Source organism: Legionella fairfieldensis ATCC 49588, assembly GCF_000621525.1.
Lineage (GTDB): Bacteria > Pseudomonadota > Gammaproteobacteria > Legionellales > Legionellaceae > Tatlockia > Tatlockia fairfieldensis.
On record NZ_JHYC01000010.1, the window covers coordinates 35,994 to 56,686 of the forward strand.

Here is a 20,693-nt window from a genome sequence, read left to right on the forward strand (position 1 = left end):
GCTACCCCTTTATTTTTTCCATTGCACCGCCATACCTCGCGGATACCGTAAATCAACGCTTGCCAACTGCTCAGATCGCTCTGCAAAAACAGCAGGATAGGCTTTACAGAATCGAGTTATTCGTAATTCCAAATCCCGTTTTCCTAAACGTAACTGCAAACCATTAGCCAGGGTAAGTTGCCAGGCTTGATTATCACGCCACTCCAGTGAAGCCGCATGCAAACCATATATTGATAATATCTTACTCATTTTTTCATAAACTTGTAAGACTTCCTTCTGTTGATTAATAGGGCCAAGAAGACGGGGCAATGAGGAATCGGTTAAAACCTTTCCTTCATTGAACAACTCCCCCTCTGCTGTGAGCAACGCGTTATTCCAGATAGCAACCGGAGTTTTTTCAATTAGCTTAATTTTTAATACATCAGGCCATACACGTTCAATTTGAACGTTTTCTGCCCACTCCAAAGCCGCTAAATCTGCTTGTAAACGTCGCACCGGCAAGGAAAAAAAACTGTTGTCCAGATACCTTGTCAATATGGATTCCAGTTGTTTATGGCTAATATGTTGATAACTTGCAGCGATTTTAACAGTATGAATAGGAAAACGCTGCGGATCAATAATAAATAAATAAAGTAAGCGAGCAATCAAAATAAAGGCAAAAAAAATCAGAACCATCAAGAAACCAGTATAGTTTGCTCGCCGATTAGTCTTCATCGAGTTGTCCCATTTTCTAAACGGGTACCATTTATTATTGCAAGGCTTTTTTCGTTCACCTGGATAGCCTCTTGTTATTATTATTGATAGCTGGTTACTAATTGCTCTCGACAACGCTGATGAGTCATGGCTAAATTAAGTAGCTCATCGAGGAGCTGAGAATAACTGAGTCCGCTGGCCTGCCATAATTTTGGATACATGCTAATCGAAGTGAATCCGGGAAGCGTATTAATTTCATTAAAATAAATTTGGCCACTTTGATCATTTACAAAAAAGTCGACACGCGCCATACCTTTACATTTCAAACGCGTAAAAACTTTACCTGCTATATCTTGTAGCTGTGTTATTAGTTTGTCATCAAGTTGGGCCGGGATATATAAATCTGTCTGACCGCTTTCCAAATATTTTGCCGTATACGAATAAAATCCATCGGCATGATTCACACAGATTTCTCCTGCTATACTGACACGTGGTGGAGAGGAAGGAGTGGGATGTTCAAGTACGGCCAATTCTATTTCACGTCCAGCAATGAATTCCTCTACTAAAATCGCTTCGTCATAACGCAAGGCATTTTCAATAGCATGCAATAATTCATCAATATTCTTTACCTTATGAATACCAACGCTCGATCCCAGAGAACAGGGTTTCACAAATAAAGGCCAACCTAATTCAGCAATAACCTGCTGACAAAATTGCTGTTTTTCTGTAGCGGTACTATGCCAGGACAACACGCGGTAACGGGCCGAACGAATGTTATCCGTACAAGCAACCCGTCTTGCCATGTCCTTATCCATGCCAATAGCCGATGATAATACGTCACATCCTACGTAGGCAACACCCGCGAGTTTTAACAGGCCCTGCAAACAACCATCTTCATAAAGAGGACCGTGAACGACAGGAAAAACAATTTGAGCATCCACCGAAAGACGGCCATCGACTAATAAACTTGGTAAAGACCTGGAGCGCGGGGTAACGACAGGTAAACTTTCTTTAAAAGCCAGCAAATCCTGATACTCATTTTGATAAAAACGACCTTCTTTATCCATGCCCACTGGAATAATATGATATTTATCAGCATTTAAATGCGCTAATACCGAAGCCGCAGAAATTAATGAAATTTCATGTTCACCCGATTTGCCCCCATAGAGCAACAGCAGGTTTATTTTAGACATTACGATCTCCAATAATATGCACCTCACGAATTAATTCAATATTCGTTTGCTGATGCACGGTATCACGCACTAATTCAATCAGCGATTCAATATCACTGGCCAACGCGTTACCTTGTTGATTAATTATAAAATTGGCATGTTTTGTTGAAACAATAGCACCGCCAAGTTGTTTTCCTTTTAAGCCGCAGGACTCAATAAGACGAGCAGCAAAATTACCGGGCGGGTTTCTGAAAACCGATCCGCAATTATATTCGCTGGTCGGTTGAGTATTCGCACGATGGGCCAGTAACTCCTTGATAAGCTGGAGTGATTTTTCTTTCTCACCTTTATTTAAACGACAGGTTGCTGCAACAAACCATTCATCTTGTAAACCTGCGACATGGCGATAAGCAATGTCGAACTCTTCCGGTCGGCGTATTTTTATTTCACCTTCACGAGTCATCGTTTCAACCTCAATAACTGACTGCCAGGTTTCTCCACCAAAACATCCCGCATTCATACGCAAAGCACCGCCCATTGTCCCTGGAATGCCTGCCCAGAACTCACCACCGGCAAGATTAGCACGAGCACAAAATCTTGCCATGGTGGCACAGGAAACACCCGCTTCAACATGGACAAGATTATCGTCAATCAAATGAATGTCTTTAAGACATCCCTGGGTTAATACGACCGTACCAGCAAACCCCCGATCTCTGATTAGTGAATTAGAACCTAAACCCAGCCATAATAACGGCTCATCCCTGGGAAGCTGTTTAATAAACAAAGCCAGGTCGGTAATATTTTTAGGTTTATATAATTTATTTGCACGCCCGCCTACTCGCCAGGTCGTGTAATCAGCCAGGAGTTCATTAAAAAGCAACTCTCCTTGCCACGTTGTCTGATTTACAGCTGTTTCCGCTGGATTTTTCACACTGGCTCTCTGGTTGTTTGCATTAAATTAAGTGCCAATTGACCTACATTCCCGGCCCCCTGCATTAAAATAACATTACCATCTTTTATCACTTCATCCAAAGTTTGTGTAAGATTTCGGGCCGTCACCAATCGGGCGTTAGAATTATGCTGCCTGATCTGTTGCAGCAATTCTTCACTTGACACACCCGGAATTGCCGACTCGCCGGCAGGGTAAATATCCAATAATAATAATTCATCGGCCAAACTTAGCGCGGTAACAAATTGCATAAACAACGATTGCGTTCGAGTATAACGATGAGGTTGAAATACGTGAATCAAACGTCTATCAGGCCAAACACGACGGAATGCCTCAATCGTTGATTTAATTTCCTGGGGATGATGGCCGTAGTCATCCACTACAATTGCTGAACCTTGCTCAAAACGACGCTCGCCCAGCATTTGAAAACGCCTGCCGACCCCTTCAAATTTGAATAAACCATTGATAATCGCGTCATCACTGACACCCAATTCGGTAGCAATAGCAATGGCTGCCAACGCATTAAGCACATTATGACGGCCTGGCCACTTAAATTGGATACTTAATGGGTTATGTGGCGCGGGTCGCTCTACATTAAATTCACTGAGCAAACCATTTTGAGTCCAATCAAATGCCCGATAATGCGCGCCTTCACGAAAACCATACGTGCGAGAAGGGCGTTGAATAGCGGGTAAAATCCGGCATACCTCTTCGTCTTCAATACAAAGAACAGCTAACCCATAAAAAGGCAAGTGATGTAAAAACTCGATAAACGTATTACGCAATTTATCAAAATTATCATCATAAGTGCCCATATGATCAGCATCAATATTGGTGACTACTGCCATCATTGGTTTTAAAAATAAAAACGAAGCGTCACTTTCATCTGCTTCAGCCACAAAATAAGCAGACTTTCCCAATTGAGCGTTGGAATCACAACTATTCAGTTTACCCCCAATAACAAAACTGGGATCAAGCCCTCCTTCCGCCAGTATACTGCTGACCAGACTCGTCGTCGTGGTTTTCCCATGGGTACCTGCAATAGCAATGCCGTGGCGAAAACGCATTAACTCCGCAAGCATGGCAGCACGAGGAATAACCGGTATTAATTGAGCCTGAGCAGCCACAATTTCCGGGTTATCCGCGGCAACAGCGGTTGAGCGCACTACAACGTCTGCACCAGCAATATTTTCAACCTGATGACCAATATACACGTCAATACCTAATGACTTTAAACGTTGAATCACTCGACTCTCACTGAGATCAGAGCCAGTAATCCGATAGCCTTGATTATGTAAAACCTCAGCAATGCCGCACATACCGGCACCACCAATACCAACAAAATGAATTTGTTCTACTCGCCCCATCCTTGGCGATAAAAAATGTCCCATGTTATCCACAAAGTTCCCCTTATTATAAGGTTAGCGATCTTAATCCCAGAGCTTGCCAACGATTTTCATGATCAATCCTTAGTAAAAGCGCAATAACCACACAATTAATAACAATACTTGCTCCACCATAGCTTAGCATCGGCAATGTCAAACCTTTTGTGGGTAACAATCCTGAATTGACTCCCATATTAATAGCAGCCTGCAAACCAAGCCAGAACGTTAACCCGTAGGCTGTAAAAGCAGCAAACAAACGCTCCTGGCTGTAGGCAATAAAACCTATTGTTAAACCACGAATGACTAGTATACTATACAAAATCAGCACCAGGAGAACACCTAATAATCCCAATTCTTCTGCTAACACCGCAAATAAAAAATCGGTATGAGCCTCAGGCAGATAAAACATTTTCTGCACACTTTCACCCAGGCCAGTACCCAGCCAACCGCCTCGTCCAAATGCAATAAGAGACTGGGTTAATTGGTAACCTGAATTAAACTGATCCGCCCACGGGTCAAGAAATGCCGTCAAACGCGCCACACGATAAGGGGATGACACGGCAATTATTGCCAAACCGGCACTAACGACCACCATCAAACCGGCATAATAACGCAACTTTACACCTGCCAAAAACAACATCGCCATGACCGTACCAGTAATAACTACGGTAGCACCAAAATCTGGCTCTTGTAAAAGCAAAATGGTAACAAGACCCAGGATGATCATGGGCTTTATAAAACCAAAAATACTTTGCTGAACGTGAGCCTGTCGTCGCACCAGATATCCAGCCACATAAAAAATCATTGTCATTTTGGCAAGTTCTGAAACCTGAATCCCAATAGGCCCGAAAGCGAGCCAACGACGGCTCCCATTCACAGAACGACCAATACCGGGAATTAAAACGATTAATAACATGAATAAACAAACAAGCAATAAAGGCATGCTTATTTTTTCCCACACGGAACTGTCGATACGCATTACAATAATTGCAATAAAAAAACCCACAATAAGGTAACAAATCTGTCGGATTAAAAAATGAAACGGCTGATGATAATATTTAGTAGAAATTACCACCGAACTGGAAGCAACCATCATCAAACCAATAATTAATAAAGCCAATACCGCCCCCATTAACCATTTATCATAAAGCGCGATGGGCTTGTGTGTGGGTTTACCGCGCTGGTTATAATGACGAGGGTGCATTGTACTCACAATTGACCAACCAAAGCGGCGAACGATTCACCACGGTGGTTAAAATCACGAAACATGTCAAAACTGGCACATGCAGGGGATAATAACACGACATCACCCGGCATTGCCTGTGACCTGGCCATCATCACGGCGCTCTCCAACGAAGGAGCACGCAGGATCGGTATAACATCGATTAGCGCATGTTCAATCTTGTCAGCATCTTCCCCAATCAAAATCACGGAGCGAACGTAATGAGCAACCGATGTGCGCAGCTCAGTAAAATCAGCGCCCTTGCCCAAACCTCCCGCAATGAGAACCATTTTTCCGGCGATAGAACTCCCTATGCCTGAAATGGCAGAAATCGTGGCACCAGTATTGGTTCCCTTGGAGTCATTAATCCAGTCCACTTCATCAAGAGTCCGCACCCACTGGCACCGATGCGGTAAGCCAGCAAACGACGTTAACGCTTTAATAATTGACTCGGCATCAATACCGGCGGCCGTGGCTATAGCGCAGGCAGCCAACGCATTTTGCCAATTATGCTTCCCCTTAAGGCGCAGTTTATCAGTCGCCAGCCAAAGTTTATCCCCTTGAGCCAGATAACTGACACCTTTTTTCTTAATAATTCCCCAATGGTTTGACGCGGGTTCATCCAAACCAAAACTGCTTGATACAACCGATTTTTCAGCAGGCAACGTTTGTTGATCATTTCGATTATATACAGAAAATTTTGCCTGATGGTAAATACGATGTTTGGCTGCGACATAAGCTGCAAGGGTGTGATGTCTATCTAAATGATCTGGTGAAATATTAAGAACGGCGGCTACAAGAGGTTTTAAGGAATAAGTTAAATCGAGTTGAAAACTGGATAATTCCAATATCCACATTGCATAATCCTGACCATCGTCTAATAAATCAAGAACAGGCAAACCAATATTTCCGGCAACCGCAACCGATAAACCAGCAGCTTTCGCCATTTCTCCTACCAGCGTAGTGACGGTTGATTTACCGTTGGTACCGGTGATTGCTATGACTGGTGCTGATATTTCGCGTGCCAGGCATTCAATATCCCCAAAAACAGGAATAGCTAACTTATAAGCCTGCCGTAGAAAAGATTCGTCAAGAGATACGCCCGGACTGGCAATAATGCCTGCCAGTTGCGGATAAATCGTTGCAGGCAACTCGCCTAAAAAGAGATCAACGCCAGGAAATTCGGCGCTGAATTCTGCTAACCCCTCTACTTCTTTCCGAGTGTCAAAAACTATAAAAGGTTTATTACGCCGTTTTAAATAACCCGCAATAGAGTGCCCGGTTTTTCCAAGACCTGCGACCAGATAGAATGGTTGGTTCATAATTGCGCCTAACGTAGTTTTAAAGTTGCCAGACCACATAGTACAAAAACGACAGTCATTATCCAGAAGCGGACGATGACTTTTGGTTCAGACCATCCTTTTAACTCGAAATGATGGTGTAACGGCGCCATGCGAAATAAACGCTTCCCTTTCGTATATTTAAAGTAGCCAACCTGCAAAATCACCGATAATGTTTCAATAACAAATAAACCACCCATAATCAACAATACCAGTTCTTGCCTTACTATAATAGCGACGGTACCTAACGCAGCGCCAAGTGCCAAAGAACCAACATCACCCATAAATACCTGAGCAGGATAACTGTTATACCAGAGAAAACCAAGACCGGCACCTACAAGCGCTGAGCAAAAAATAGTAAGCTCTCCTGTATTAGGCACGAAAGGAATTGCCAGATAATGGGCATATAACACATTGGAACTCGCATAAGCAAAAATGCCTAAGGCGCCTCCCACCATTACAATAGGCATAATGGCTAACCCATCCAATCCATCGGTTAAATTAACGGCATTACTACTCCCTACTATGACAAAATAAGCGAAGACGGGAAATAAAGGACCAAGATGAATAAAGCTGTTCTTTAAAAAGGGAATCGTTAACTGGGAGCTAACAGGCAGATCAGGACTCCAATAGAGGTAAACGATAGCAACAAGGGCAATGAGTGATTGCCACAAATATTTCCAACGTGCCGGTAAGCCCTTGGAGTTTTTGCGGACTATTTTACGGTAATCATCAATCCAGCCAATTAGGCCAAAACCTGTGGTCACTAAAAGAACTAACCATAAAGCAGATTGACGTAAATCACCCCATAACAGGCAACTGGAAAGAACAGCTACTAAAATTAAAACGCCGCCCATTGTGGGGGTTCCTGCTTTGGATAGATGGCTTTGAGGGCCATCATCACGCACCATTTGTCCGATTTGCAAACTTCGTAACCAACGAATCATTAAAGGACCACAAAACAACCCCACCAGAAGTGCCGTTAAAGCAGCTAAAATTGAACGAAAGGTTAAATATTGAAAAACTCTAAACGCATGATACTGTCCTTGTAAGAGCTGCGTTAACCAATAAAGCATATCTCTTTACCCCTTGTAAGATTAAAGTTAACCAATTCAGAGCGAGCCAGAATCATTCCGCAAACCCTAAATCAAATGGCTTTGTGCTAATGGCATTTACTCGTATTCACCGTCCTGTTTAAGCCGCACAAAAAGTTGCCAAGCATAACATAATCTTGTCTGTTCAACCTACCAGTTGATGCACAATTTTTTCCATTGCTGCTGAACGTGAACCTTTTACTAAAACGGTAGTTTCTTTATCCAGTTTAGAGAGCAAATCTCGCGCCAACTCTTCTTGCGTTTTATAATGTAAAGCCGAAGAACCAAACGCCCTGGCGCTGGATTCACTGTGAATACCGCAGGTCATTAACAAATCAATTCCTTGCTGATAAGCTGCCCGTCCTATTTCTGCGTGATGCTGTTGAGCCCAGATACCCAACTCGCCCATATCCCCTAAAACAAGAATACGGCGACCTCGCCGTTTAGCCAATACGGCAACAGCCGTTAGTACCGAACGCAAATTAGCATTATAGGTATCATCAATAATCAACGCTTGATTTTTGCCCTCAAGAAACGTCATCCTGCCCGGAACACCTCGAAACTGGTGTAATCCTTCCTGAATAGCTGACAAAGAAATACCGGCTGCATAACAACATGCTGCGGCTGCCAATGCATTGCTTACCGTATGCTCACCAGGCACCCGCAAGGTGATGTCTACCTGTCCTGCCGGCAAAACCAGCATAAACCGGGCGCATCCCTGTTCATTAAAGGTTAGATCCTTTGCGTAAACATCAACGGCTTTTGCTAAGGAAAAACGGATGATTTTTTTATTAACCAGCAAATCATCCCAAAAATGCGCATACTCATCATCGTCATTAATAATAGCTGTTCCACCCGCCCTAAGTCCTTGATAAATTTCTCCCTTGCTGCGCGCAACGCCATCAATAGACCCAAACCCTTCAATATGTGCAGGAGCGATGTTATTAACAAGGGCTACCTGAGGCTGTACTGCTGCTACTGTGTAAGCAATGTCGCCTGGATGACTGGCGCCCAGTTCAAATACGGCATACCGGTGCTCAGGTTGCAATTGCAATACGCTTAAGGGAGCGCCTATATGATTGTTCAGATTACCTTGAGTAGCGTGGGCGGGTTGGGGCAAAATAGCGGCAATCATTTCTTTAACCGTCGTTTTACCATTACTACCAGTCAGAGCAATAACCGGGCAGGAAATGGTCTGGCGATGGTACGCAGCTAATGTTGCCAATGCCTGTAATGTATCCTCAACCAGGATTTGTGGTATTTTAATTTGCTCCGCTCTATTATTGCAAATTATTGCCGCAGCACCTTGTGTCGCAGCATCCTTAATAAAATCATGACCATCAAATGTTTCGCCGCGTAAAGCCACAAACAAATTACCTGGCTTAATCTTACGACTATCAATACAAACCCCGGTGACATCAATCTGTTCAGAACAGAAATTATTAAATAGTGCCGCAATAGATTGTAAGTTCATGCTACTTTTATCTGGTTAAAACCCTAGTGTACTGATTATTAGCGCAACTCACCAGATCTGCTTCAAACTGTTCTATGGATTGACTGCCGTTGACACGGGACTTCTTTTCGCAAGCTATTTCCTTTAACAATTGGGATATTGCAGGTTCCTGGAACACTTCAGCGATTGCAGGAATTCGGCAATCGGGCCGACCTGATTTATCAAATAGACCTAACCTTTTCAATATCTTGTTGACAAGAGGATCTCCCTTCAGCGCTTGATAAATAACCTGGGACAACGTAGCATCCGGGGGCAAGCCAGACTGACTACAATTAAAAAAATTTAATCCCTGATTCTTGGTTTTATTATAACGATAAGCGCGCATGAAGCGCTTTAAAATGTCTTCCTGAGTTTCCTGTTTTAAATTATGAATCTCGGCATCAGGTTCTTCAAAGCGGAAAAGCTCGCAAGCCCAATTAAAAAAATCCAGCCCAATATATGCATGTCCCGTAGCAATAGGATGTATGTCATCCCAAAACATATAGCCGGGAGCTGGATATACCCCATCTCTCTCTACAAAATCAGGGGAATCTTTATAGGGTATTGTTTTTTTTGCCGGATCAAATTTATACATTTCGGGATGATCATAGATATCTTGTAAAATAGAATTCACATCGTATATATTAAAAGTACAATCAGGAAATTCTTCTTTTAATTTGTTATATTCTTCTACAATTCGCACATTCATGTGATTGGAGCAGGTTTGTGCATTATGCTGTTGCTTTGCGGAAAGCCTTTGAAAACGAGGGGTCAATGATATATCAGGTTGATTAAATATAACGAAATGAGAATATCCGGCCCGAAGCAGTTTACGTGTATTGTTAATTCTCGCCTGTACAGCCCGCTCAACCGCCTCCCTGGCAGGTTTATTATTTACTGTAACAAGATCATTACCCCCTGACCATTCTATAATTAATGTTTCTTTTTTATCGCGATAAGTTACCCCATTTTCCAAATCAAAACTCATTATTTGCTTACGCATACTGTCGAGGTTACTCAGAATCCAGCGCTTGAAAAGCAACGGTATATTCAGAGTCAATTTCCATTTGTAATTCGCCGCCGTTAACCCTCCTTCACAATTTGTGCGTGCCCATGTTTTACCACGATACCGCATTCCTTTATCGTTAGCCAAAGTAAAGTCGTGACAACCAGGCTCTTCGTAAGTATGTATGATTTTTCCGTGACAGATATCATCATCAGCGTATGCTCTTTTCTTCACATGATAGGCAGGCTTTTGGCCTATTTCTTTCAGCAATTTTTGATCATTGGAAATGATGCGATCGGCAATATCATCATCTTTTTTAAAAACACGGCGTGCTATTTTTATAGCAAATCCTTCTGCAAGCCCTGAAAGAAAAAAATCATTCCAAACATAGCCATTGGTAAAACGACCCGCAGGAGAAGCCTCTTTTAAGCCACTTAATGCAGCCATGCTAAAAATGTTCAATAGCTTCCGCTCTTCCATCGTTCCTCGATCAGAGAGGCTATCCCCCATAAAAATCAAACGCTTAATGAGTGGTGATTCCACCTTTGAATTTATAAGAAAAGACCTATAGGAAGAACCAGGAACGTCTGCCCATCGATCTTTGGGTATATCAAATAGAATTTTGAAACAGTTTTTTTTAAGAGCATTGTCCAGCTTTAGAACTTCCCTCTCTTGATTAGGGCTATCCTGATTAGAACTCTCTCGATTAGGCATAAATCCTCCTGGAAAATAACCTGACCTGTTTTTTATTAAGTACCAACATCCTGTTTACTCATCTGACTGACATTCGCTTGCATTCCGCGTTTCAGGCAACCTCATCTTCCTGGATATTCAATACCGATCGATAATAGGCCAAACTGTTTTCGGATAAGGGCCGCTTCTGTTCATCCAGCAAATACGTATCCAAACCATCGCTGAGTTGCTTTGCTGTCTCGTACATAATATGAAAACGTTCAGCATCAATGGTAGGGTTCCCGGAAGCCTGCATAAACAAACAAAGCCCTCTAACACTAAATCCACCGATATTCTGAAGATCAAAAGTACCACTTGGCGTTGCCGCCGCCAGACTACAAAGCACAGGCCCTTGACCGTTAGCATATTGATGACGATGAAATAATTGTCCCTCGCCAAAACGAAGGCCCGCCGCTAAAACCGTCTGTAATAGTTCATAACCCGCCAATTGACGATTTTCTTTAGCCGACAAAAACATCATTAGTGGTTTGCCGTTTTCCGCATCAAGAGGAGAATTATATTGCCTTTGAGATTCTCCACGTATCTCTGCTTTATGGGATGGTGTCTTCGCGCGAGCATCATTGGCATCGCTGGATTCATTTTGCGAATCATAATTCACTTTTCGTACTGCAATGATCTCGTCAAAGGGCTTTCCTTCAGCTATCCCTAAAGAAGGAGACAGAGCTGGAGGAGTCAGACTGCGACGACGCGCTTTCATTAAGCGTCCAATAGCAATGACGACCCCCATTAATAACAACACATTAAGGATAAGGCTCCAATTTGCCTGCATGTTTCATTCCTCTTATCATTAGCCAGGTATTTTTGACATTTCGTCACCTTCCATTCAAAGACTTGAATTTCGGATATGACGCGAGCACACTTATAAGGCTTTTTGACGCAAAATTATAGAAATGTCAACCTGCTTATTATATTGCACTGAATTTATTGTGAATACCATGTTTTTTATGCAGGAATTCTGTTTATCCTGGTTCGCTCATTGATAATGCTTCCTCTACATCCACTGCAACTATTCGTGAAACACCTGGCTCCCGCATAGTGACTCCTATCAGATGATCGGCCAATTCCATCGTGATCTTATTATGAGTAATAAATAAAAATTGCACGGATTGAGACATTTCTTTAACCAGATCGCAAAATCGGCTTACGTTGACATCATCCAAAGGCGCATCCACTTCGTCCAGCATACAAAAAGGAGAAGGATTTAATTGAAAAATCGCAAAGACTAACGCTACCGCCGTCATTGCCTTTTCTCCACCAGAGAGTAAATGGATGGTAGAATTCCGCTTGCCGGGTGGCTGCGCCAGCACTACAATACCTGCGTCTAGCAGATTATCACCCGTTAATTCCAACAGGGCACGTCCTCCTCCAAAAAGACGAGGAAAAAGGGCCTGAAAGGCCGTATTCACCTCTTCAAAGGTTGAACGCAAACGCTGCCGCGTTTCTTTATCCATTTTCTCAATCGCTGTTTCAAGCATTACCACCGCTTCAGTTAAATCCTGATGTTGATTATCCAAATGTTGCCGGCGCTGGAATTCATTATTATATTCCTCAATGGCTACTAAATTAATGGCGCCTAATTTATTGATTTTAATAACAATATCGTCAAGATGACGTTGGCGAAGATCTTCATTGATATCCGATGACAGCGTAGAGAGCAATGTTTCAACATCTGCTTCCAGCTCATCCAATGCCTCTAAAATACTCCCGGCACGAACAGAAAGAGCCTGCTCTTGCATCTGCACTTGCTGTATTTTTTCCTGGGTTACTCTAGCCTGTTTTTCTTCGGTTCTTATTAAAGACTCTAATGCCTCCAGTTCATGAGTTAAGCTACTCGACTGTTCACGCTGCAAACTCAATGCAACATCCAATTCATTGTGTTGCATGATTTTTTCATTCAAAACACTGTGAAGTGTAGCGTCAGGCACTTCAAGTTCCCTGAGGCGATCAGCCACATGACTCTGGCGACTATTTAAAGTGTTCAGGCGTAATTGTTCACGATTGATGTGATCATTAATCTGTTGAATTTTTAAATGTTCTCGCTCCACTTGCAACTGACTGTGGTGACACAGCGTTCTTGCTTCATTCAAGGATTGTTGGGCGAGTAATAGTACTTCACTCCAGCGATCTTTCTCTTGAGTTAATTGATGCTGTTCCTCTTCGTATTGTCGAAAAACCCGAGTGGCCGTTGCCAGAAGACCAGTAGCTTCGTCCTGTTGGCTTGCCAACTCCTCCAGATTATACTCAAGTGCTTCTTTTTCCTCGATTAAGTCTTTTTTCCTCCTCTGACCTTGCTGCAAGGTACGTTCCTGATGATTAATTTCTGCTTCACAAGCATGTAAAGCGTTATGGCTCGTTGATAACGATTGTTTAGCGCTCTCAAGTTGTAACTCATTCTCCTTAAGCTGAGTGTAGGATATATCGCGCATCTCCTGGAGAATTTTTAATTCATTTTGCGTTGCTGTAAGTGTTTCCTGAAGACTTATTAATTCGTCCTGCCGGCACAACAAACTTGCCTCATCCTGAGTTTCTTTACCAGCAATCTTTATCCAACCTCTGCCCAGCCAATATCCATCGGCAGTAATGACTGACTCATCAGTGTCCAGATTGGTTACACAAGCCAATGCTTCGTCCAAAGACGATGCGGTATAAATTTTATCCAAAGGGTGAATCCAGTTGGGTTGAATGCCGGTAATTTTATCGCTCAACCGTGGATCATTCTTTTTACCATGAGCTGGATGACTTTCTGTAAGGAAGAGTGCTGCATTAGTTTGCAACTCACTGATTTGCGGCCATAATTCATCCAGAGAATCGAGCACCACGCCCTGCAAACCATCAGCCAGTACCATTTCACAAGCCGATTGCCATGTTTTTTCTACCTGAATCACCTCAACCAGCCGCGGTTTGTCCAACCACTGGGTCAATCGTGTCGTCTTTATATCTTTCCCTAAAGCAGTCTGTTGAGCCGCCAACAAACTTGCATGTTTTATGGTAAAATGACGCACTTTATCCTGGGTTTGATACAACTGTTTTTCTGTTTTTTCCAATTGCTGACGTAATTGTGTAACTCCAGTTAAAAGGTGTTGGTATTTCTTTTCCTCCTGCTGCAAACTCTCCTGCAAATTAAATCGCAACGCTTGTTGTGCACCGAACGCTTTACCAAGACCGTCTACATCAATTAATTGCAACTCAGCATTAATTTTTTCCAAGCGTAATTGAATCTGTTGTTTTTGTTGATTCAGATGCTGTAACCGTGCTCGTTCCAGTTGTTCTTCACGCTGTGCTTTATTTAAATCGGCCTGTTTTTGTTGTATTTTTACAGTCCAATCATGATATTGTTTTTGCTCGTCCTCCAACGCCCGTTGCTTACCATCAAAACTCTCCTGTTGCACTTGCAAATTTTCTTGTAGTTGTACTGTCAGCAGTTGACTGACTTGTAATGCTTCCTTATCTTGTTGTAATTGGTTCTCAGCCTGTTGCCAGTCTTCCTGTAATTGTTGTTGCTCGTTTTTTAAACGTATTTTTTCCCGCTGATGTTGTTGAATGCTTTCTTCCAGACGGGCAATTTCTGTAGCCAGTTGATAAAAAGTCGTCTGCGTTTGTTGAAATAGCGCGTTAGTCTCATGCAATTTTTCCCGGATTAATGTACTTTGCTTGTACGCATCAGTGGCCTTGGCCTGATATTGCTCATATTCTATCGAAAGCTGGTGCAGTTCGCGCTGTTTTGTTTGTTGTTCATTAGTCAAAGTCTGCCATTTTAAAGCCAGGATTTTAGCTTTGCACAACCGTTCTTCTGCCTTAAGAATTTTGTAGCGCTCCGCAGCTTTCGCTTGCCGCTCAAGCCGTTGCAGCTGTTTATCCAATTCATCACGAATATCGGCAACACGAGCCAGATTTTCGCGTGTATGCTCGATACGTAACATTGTTTCACGCCGCCGTTCCTTGTATTTGGAAACACCGGCCGCCTCTTCCAGATAAGCTCTTAATTCTTCGGGACGTGCCTCAATAAGGCGAGAAATAGTTCCCTGACCAATGATGGAATAACCACGGGTGCCAACACCTGTACCTAAAAAAATATCGGTAATATCGCGCCGTCGACATCGGCTACCGTTGAGATAATAAGACGACTCACCATCTCGTGTTACGACCCGTTTGACTGCTATTTCCTGATAACTGGTATATTGCCCGGTCAAGCGTCCCAGACTATTATCGAAAATTAATTCAATAGACGCCTGACCCACTGCTTTACGGTGAGAAGAACCATTGAAAATGACATCTGTCATTGATTCACCCCGTAAAGTTTTTGCCGAACTCTCACCCATTACCCAACGCACGGCATCAATAATGTTTGATTTCCCACATCCATTAGGCCCAACTACAGCAACAAGTTGGCTTGGGAAAGGCACCACTGTGGGATCAACAAACGATTTAAACCCTGCCAGTTTTAACTGTTTCAGATGCATTAAAAATCAAATTATTAATAATAAAAAAATGATTATAATGCTAATCTAAAGCTTAATAAAAGCATCATTGTCTTGCGCTTAATCTTCTCTATACCAATGGAGTATTGTAAATCTCACTGACGTGACATAAGGATAGAACCATGCAAAGAACACAACGCCATTTTTTCAGGAATATTCTACTGACGGCCTTTTTCTGCTGTCTAATGCTGTCGAGTGGGCAGGCGGCCATGCCCTTATGGACGTTTGTACCCCAAACACCGACCGATATTACCTTAGCCAAAGGAAGTAGCGCGCAGGTTATCTACACTGTGCATAATCAATCCCCCAGACCAAAAACGCTGGTGATGAAACCGATTGCCGGGATAAGTCACAGCGCACTCTGCCAACTTCCCGCCCAAGGAATCTGTACGCTGATACTCAATGTGAATGGCGCTACCTTGCAGGGAGATGTCGTGGGTGGCCCGGTATTGTGCCAACAGGGCAACGACTTGCAATGCTACCAGCCAGGTTCGGCCAATATTTTACGCATTCGTCTGATAGAGCAGCCCCCCGTTCAGCAATTCACCGTCACGCCATCGGCGGGTGCGAACGGAACGATTTTGCCTGCAACAGCACAGGTAGTCAATGCCGGTGCAAGCCTGACCTTTACGGCAACACCCAATACCGGCTTCGGAGTCAATCAGTGGTTGCTGGATGGCAATGTGGTGCAAAATGGCGGGACTACCTTTCAGTTAAACAATATCCAGGCTAATCATACCGTAGAGGTGACCTTTGGTCAGACAACGCTGTCTCCTCTCACACAAAACCTGGCACTGTCAATCAACAGCCCCGGAGCTGACCCCGCTCTAATCGGCAATGCACGCATCATCCGCATAGAAAATACAGGCTCCATGCCAGCAGAAAACCTGCAGGTGAATACTTCCGGATTTCCAACCGGCACCTCAATTACCAGTAATGGTTGCACGGGTACACTTAACGCAGGTGCTACCTGCGACATTACCATCACCCCGGGTGGCACAGCCAGCCCCGATAACAGTGCTAATGCCTGTACCACGTCACCAGGGACTGAGCCTGAGCCGACTATTGTCACAGTCAGTGCCGATAATGCCCCATCGACAAACATCAATGTCCTGATATTAGGGTATGGTTGTATTTATCAAGGCGGGTTTTTGTTTTCTGTCGATGATTCCACCTCCAATAGCGGCAGTATCGCCGGGAAAGTGGCGGCATTGACGGATGAAGAAGAAAATCCAGGTGATTTTAGTTTCCTATGGGCAACAATATTGGATGATACGGCAGCGGACAGTATCACGGATGGACTTGCCAATACCAATACTCTTGCAACCCCGGTGGGTCAATATCCAGCCGCGCAGGCGTGTCTGAACAAAAGTGACCAGGGGTTTGCTGACTGGTTCATGCCCGCTATTTGCGAGTTGGGGCGATATGTAGGTTTTGGTTCTGATGCTGGTTGTGGCACTACTAATCCTAATTTATATACCACTTTGCATACGAATAATTTGGGCGGTTTTACCAATCTGTTCTACTGGAGTTCTACCGAGGACGCGGGGAATCCTACAGACTCTGCTTGGGGTCAAGGCTTCTCCAGTAGCTTCCAGTTCCAAAGCGATAAGAATCTCGCTAGTTCGGTTAGGTGCATCCGGGATTTTACCCCTTAAACCACCTTTATCCCTTTTTCTTTGGAGGCAGCGTAGCTGCCTCATGATTTTTTAAAAATGCAAGTCATGATTTTAGAAGGCTTTAAGGTTGTAAAGCCATTGATGTATTGAGAAAGGGTAGTATCGGATTACACGATGCATTACTTTATTGGATATACACATTAAAGGCCAAGAGATACTCTGAGAAAGTGATTTGATTTTATTTGACAAATTGGCGCGGCGTACATGAATATCCGCCGCGCCTGTACAGTTTACTCCTGGTGTTCGTGATCACCAAAGCAATAACGATAAGTCAATCCGGCTAATAAAGCTCCGATAAGAGGGGCCAGCCAAAAAAGCCACAGCTGAGATAATGCCCAATCGCCCGTCACCAGAGCAGGACCCGTACTCCTTGCCGGATTAACAGAGGTATTAGTAACAGGAATACTGATAAGATGAATCAACGTTAAAGTCAATCCGATCGCTAACGGCGCAAAACCTTTCGGCGCATGAAAATCTGTCACACCTAATATAATGATTAAAAACATAAAACTCATTACGACTTCGGTAACAAAACAGGATACCAATGAATAACCACCAGGAGAATGTTCACCGTAACCGTTGTTAGCAAAACCGTCAATTAAACTGAAACCGGCCTTGCCACTTGCAATGAAATATAATAAAAAAGCGGCGAGAATAGCGCCTAGTACCTGTGCAATAATATAAGGGATCAAGTCGCTACCGCTAAATCGCCCGCCTGCAAAAAGACCCAATGAAATAGCAGGATTTAAATGTCCTCCCGAAATACGGGCTACCGCATACAACATGGTCAGGACGGTTAATCCAAAAGCAAGGGCCACACCCAGAATTCCAATACCTGTTTCCGGAAATTTTGCAGTCAGGACAGCACTACCACACCCACCCAGTACCAGCCAAAAGGTACCAATGAATTCAGCACTTAATCGCTTGAATAATGGCATTCTATCTTCCTTAATAGTGTTATGTATGAATAGACTACTCTACTTAAGCATTCCAGGGCAATCAAGTAGAGTTGACTCTATTCATCAAAAACCATAATGAACGACAAGTCAATATTTTGATGAATTGACGAAGTGTCCCAAACACGTGAGAATAGGAAAAGCTTACTATTTGCCTTGAGGAACCCGGATGACCCAAGACACAGAACTCAGCGATATTTTGCAATCCATTGCTGAAAAAAGCATGCGAATTTTGGATGGTTTTAAAAATCAGCCTGCACAATTATCCCGACTCCTGAAACAATATATGGAGTTAACGAGCGATTTCCAAACATTAGTCACCGTCCTTCTTAAAAATCCTGAGCAAGTATGGAGCATGCAAATGGCCTATTGGCAAGATGCTTTCAGCCTGGCCCAGGAGCAGCTTGGTTATTGGATGGAAGGAAAACCCATGCCTGTCAACGATCGTCGTTTTAGTAGTGACGAATGGGTAAATAATCCTTTTTTCAATTTTATGAGCCAGCACTACTTACTGGCTAGTGAACATATGAATTCATTGCTTGAACACATTGAATATGGTGATAAACAACTCGCCAAACGAGTACAGTTTTTCACCAGACAATATCTGGATGCGCTATCACCTGCCAATTTTCTCCACACCAATCCCCAATTAATGGCGGAAACTATACAAACTCATGGAAAAAATTTACTGCGCGGCTTACAAAATTTGCTTACTGATATTGAAGCAGGCCCGTCTCGTTTGATTATAAAAATGACAGACACCGACGCATTTAAAGTAGGTGTTAATCTGGCAACTACCCCGGGAAAAGTCATTTATCGTAATGCGATGATGGAACTAATTCAATTCACGGCACAAACAGAACAAGTTAAAGCCATTCCAATATTAATGATCCCGCCCTGGATTAATAAATATTATATTCTTGATTTGAGCAAGGATAACTCACTAATTGGTTGGCTTGTGGCGCAAGGTATTACCGTCTTTGTCATTTCCTGGATCAACCCCGATGCAAGTTATGCGGATAAAGGCTTGTTTGATTATTTGAAAGAGGGGCCCCTGACCGCTATTAAAGTGATGCAGGAACAACTACAGATCAAACAGGTTAATACACTCGGTTTTTGTATCGGCGGCACTTTACTGGCCTGCTTGCTCGCGTATTTGAAAGCCCGACATGAAAATCCAATACGTTCAGCCACTTTTCTTGCCTCCATGATTGATTTTAGTGATCCCGGCGATATTTCTGTTTTCATTGATGAACAACAGATTTTACGTATTGAGGAAGAAATGCACGCTAAAGGATTTTTAGATGGTCGCTTTATGGCCAGCACCTTTAATTCCTTACGCGCTAACGACCTGGTCTGGTCCTTTTTTATCAAAAATTACCTGCAAGGCAAAAATCCGGTACCCTTTGATATTTTATTCTGGAATGCTGATGTGACTAACATGCCTGCTAAAATGCATTCACAATATTTACGGTGGATGTATTTGCATAACGATCTGATTAAGCCAGGAAAAATTCATCTTGACCATACACCATTGGATGTGAGTCAAATTGATATTCCTACTTTTTTTATCTCCACTAAAAAAGATCACATTGCTCCCTGGCAAACCACTTATCTTGGTTTTCAGCAAATGAAAGGAAAAAAACGGTTTCTACTGGGTGGTTCGGGACATATTGCGGGGATTATTAATCCTCCCACTTCAGAAAAATACGGCTTTTACCGCAACCCAAGCATGACTCAAACTGCCACTGAGTGGCTGGAAAATGCCAAAGAATGTAAAGGCTCCTGGTGGCCCGAATGGTTGGCCTGGTTAAAAAAAGAATCAGGACGTTTGATTAAAGCACCTGATTTTAACCATCTTCCGTTTAAAGGTCTGATGGACGCCCCTGGTCGTTACGTTCATAAAAGCTATAAGGATTCTCATCAAGTTGTGGAGCGTAGGCATTCTTCTTAAGTTAACGCCATTGCTTGAACGCTTACTTTGATACCGAGATTACACAGAGAAAGAAAAGCCTGTGCATTACAGGCTTTATTGGTGTAAACAAGAAAAAATTTACTTTTTTACTTCCGCTTTATTTTTAACTTCCTGCACTAACGATAACATGGCTTTTTCAATAATCCGAAAGGATTCTTGCATGTAGTTTAATGCTTTGTGGCCGTTTTCAACGGCAACATTAATTTGTTTTTCCCATAACTCTTCGGGTTTCTTAATAGTAGCTAATTGTTCTGGTTTTAGATAAGTCAAACCTTGCAAAGTTTTTACATTAAGCTCAGCGATTGCTTGAAAAGGCTCCTGCACTTTTTTAGCGATTTCACTCCATTTTTCAAATGGCTGATTCATGATACTTTCTCCTCATTATGTTGCACTGCACAATATAAGATTAGCCTCATTTGAACTCGTGTGTCAAGAAATATTAATACTTTATTCAAAAATGAGATCTAAAAAATATACCAGATTTTTATGTCTGACAAGA

At 42.9% G+C, this 20,693-nt stretch carries 15 protein-coding genes; 2 read left to right on the top strand and 13 right to left on the bottom strand.

Annotation, left to right across the window (positions count from 1 at the left end):
- Positions 1–9: 9 nt before the first annotated feature.
- The 11 genes from T345_RS0103825 to smc form a co-directional block, all read right to left on the bottom strand.
- Positions 10–714: a cell division protein FtsQ/DivIB gene (locus tag T345_RS0103825; protein WP_028388174.1), complete on the bottom strand. Its 705-nt coding sequence runs from the start codon at positions 712–714 to the stop codon at positions 10–12.
- 80 nt (positions 715–794) lie between these two features.
- A complete protein-coding gene (locus T345_RS0103830) occupies positions 795–1,886 on the bottom strand; it encodes a D-alanine--D-alanine ligase family protein (RefSeq protein ID WP_028388175.1) in 1,092 nt (363 codons plus the stop codon).
- The gene (murB, locus tag T345_RS0103835) at positions 1,879–2,796 is read right to left on the bottom strand and encodes a UDP-N-acetylmuramate dehydrogenase (RefSeq protein WP_028388176.1); all 918 of its coding nucleotides are present in this window, start codon (positions 2,794–2,796) and stop codon (positions 1,879–1,881) included. Before murB ends, T345_RS0103830 begins: the two co-directional genes overlap by 8 nt.
- Complete coding sequence (gene murC, locus T345_RS0103840) at positions 2,793–4,205, bottom strand: UDP-N-acetylmuramate--L-alanine ligase (protein ID WP_423202086.1); 1,413 nt, start codon at positions 4,203–4,205, stop codon at positions 2,793–2,795. The genes murB and murC overlap by 4 nt, the downstream gene beginning before the upstream one ends.
- Before the next feature lie 22 nt (positions 4,206–4,227).
- Positions 4,228–5,403, bottom strand: a complete 1,176-nt coding sequence (ftsW, locus tag T345_RS0103845) for a putative lipid II flippase FtsW (protein WP_028388178.1) — start codon at positions 5,401–5,403, stop codon at positions 4,228–4,230.
- A 5-nt stretch (positions 5,404–5,408) separates the two neighbouring features.
- Positions 5,409–6,743 carry a UDP-N-acetylmuramoyl-L-alanine--D-glutamate ligase gene (murD, locus tag T345_RS0103850; RefSeq protein ID WP_028388179.1) on the bottom strand — a complete coding sequence of 445 codons (1,335 nt, stop codon included), beginning with the start codon at positions 6,741–6,743 and terminating at the stop codon, positions 5,409–5,411.
- A gap of 8 nt (positions 6,744–6,751) precedes the next feature.
- Positions 6,752–7,837 carry a phospho-N-acetylmuramoyl-pentapeptide-transferase gene (mraY, locus tag T345_RS0103855; RefSeq protein WP_028388180.1) on the bottom strand — a complete coding sequence of 362 codons (1,086 nt, stop codon included), beginning with the start codon at positions 7,835–7,837 and terminating at the stop codon, positions 6,752–6,754.
- A gap of 163 nt (positions 7,838–8,000) precedes the next feature.
- Positions 8,001–9,329, bottom strand: a complete 1,329-nt coding sequence (locus T345_RS0103860) for a UDP-N-acetylmuramoyl-tripeptide--D-alanyl-D-alanine ligase (RefSeq protein ID WP_028388181.1) — start codon at positions 9,327–9,329, stop codon at positions 8,001–8,003.
- 7 nt (positions 9,330–9,336) lie between these two features.
- Positions 9,337–11,067, bottom strand: coding sequence for an SGNH/GDSL hydrolase family protein (locus tag T345_RS0103865; RefSeq protein WP_028388182.1), 1,731 nt, complete (start codon positions 11,065–11,067; stop codon positions 9,337–9,339).
- A 91-nt stretch (positions 11,068–11,158) separates the two neighbouring features.
- On the bottom strand, positions 11,159–11,875 hold the full coding sequence (locus T345_RS0103870; protein WP_028388183.1) for a cell division protein ZipA C-terminal FtsZ-binding domain-containing protein: 717 nt from the start codon (positions 11,873–11,875) through the stop codon (positions 11,159–11,161).
- A 190-nt stretch (positions 11,876–12,065) separates the two neighbouring features.
- Positions 12,066–15,566, bottom strand: coding sequence for a chromosome segregation protein SMC (smc, locus tag T345_RS0103875; protein WP_028388184.1), 3,501 nt, complete (start codon positions 15,564–15,566; stop codon positions 12,066–12,068).
- 227 nt (positions 15,567–15,793) lie between these two features.
- Between smc and T345_RS0103880 the strand changes: the two genes are divergently transcribed.
- Positions 15,794–17,242: an InlB B-repeat-containing protein gene (locus tag T345_RS0103880; RefSeq protein ID WP_428829170.1), complete on the top strand. Its 1,449-nt coding sequence runs from the start codon at positions 15,794–15,796 to the stop codon at positions 17,240–17,242.
- A gap of 251 nt (positions 17,243–17,493) precedes the next feature.
- On the opposite strand, the gene aqpZ is transcribed toward T345_RS0103880, so the two are convergent.
- Entirely contained in the window at positions 17,494–18,201 is a 708-nt protein-coding gene (gene aqpZ / locus T345_RS0103885; protein WP_028388186.1) for an aquaporin Z, read from the bottom strand.
- A 187-nt stretch (positions 18,202–18,388) separates the two neighbouring features.
- Between aqpZ and T345_RS13490 the strand changes: the two genes are divergently transcribed.
- The gene (locus tag T345_RS13490) at positions 18,389–20,173 is read left to right on the top strand and encodes a PHA/PHB synthase family protein (protein ID WP_051555121.1); all 1,785 of its coding nucleotides are present in this window, start codon (positions 18,389–18,391) and stop codon (positions 20,171–20,173) included.
- Between the two features lie 99 nt (positions 20,174–20,272).
- On the opposite strand, the gene T345_RS0103895 is transcribed toward T345_RS13490, so the two are convergent.
- Positions 20,273–20,560, bottom strand: coding sequence for a phasin family protein (locus T345_RS0103895; protein WP_028388187.1), 288 nt, complete (start codon positions 20,558–20,560; stop codon positions 20,273–20,275).
- Positions 20,561–20,693: the final 133 nt, after the last annotated feature.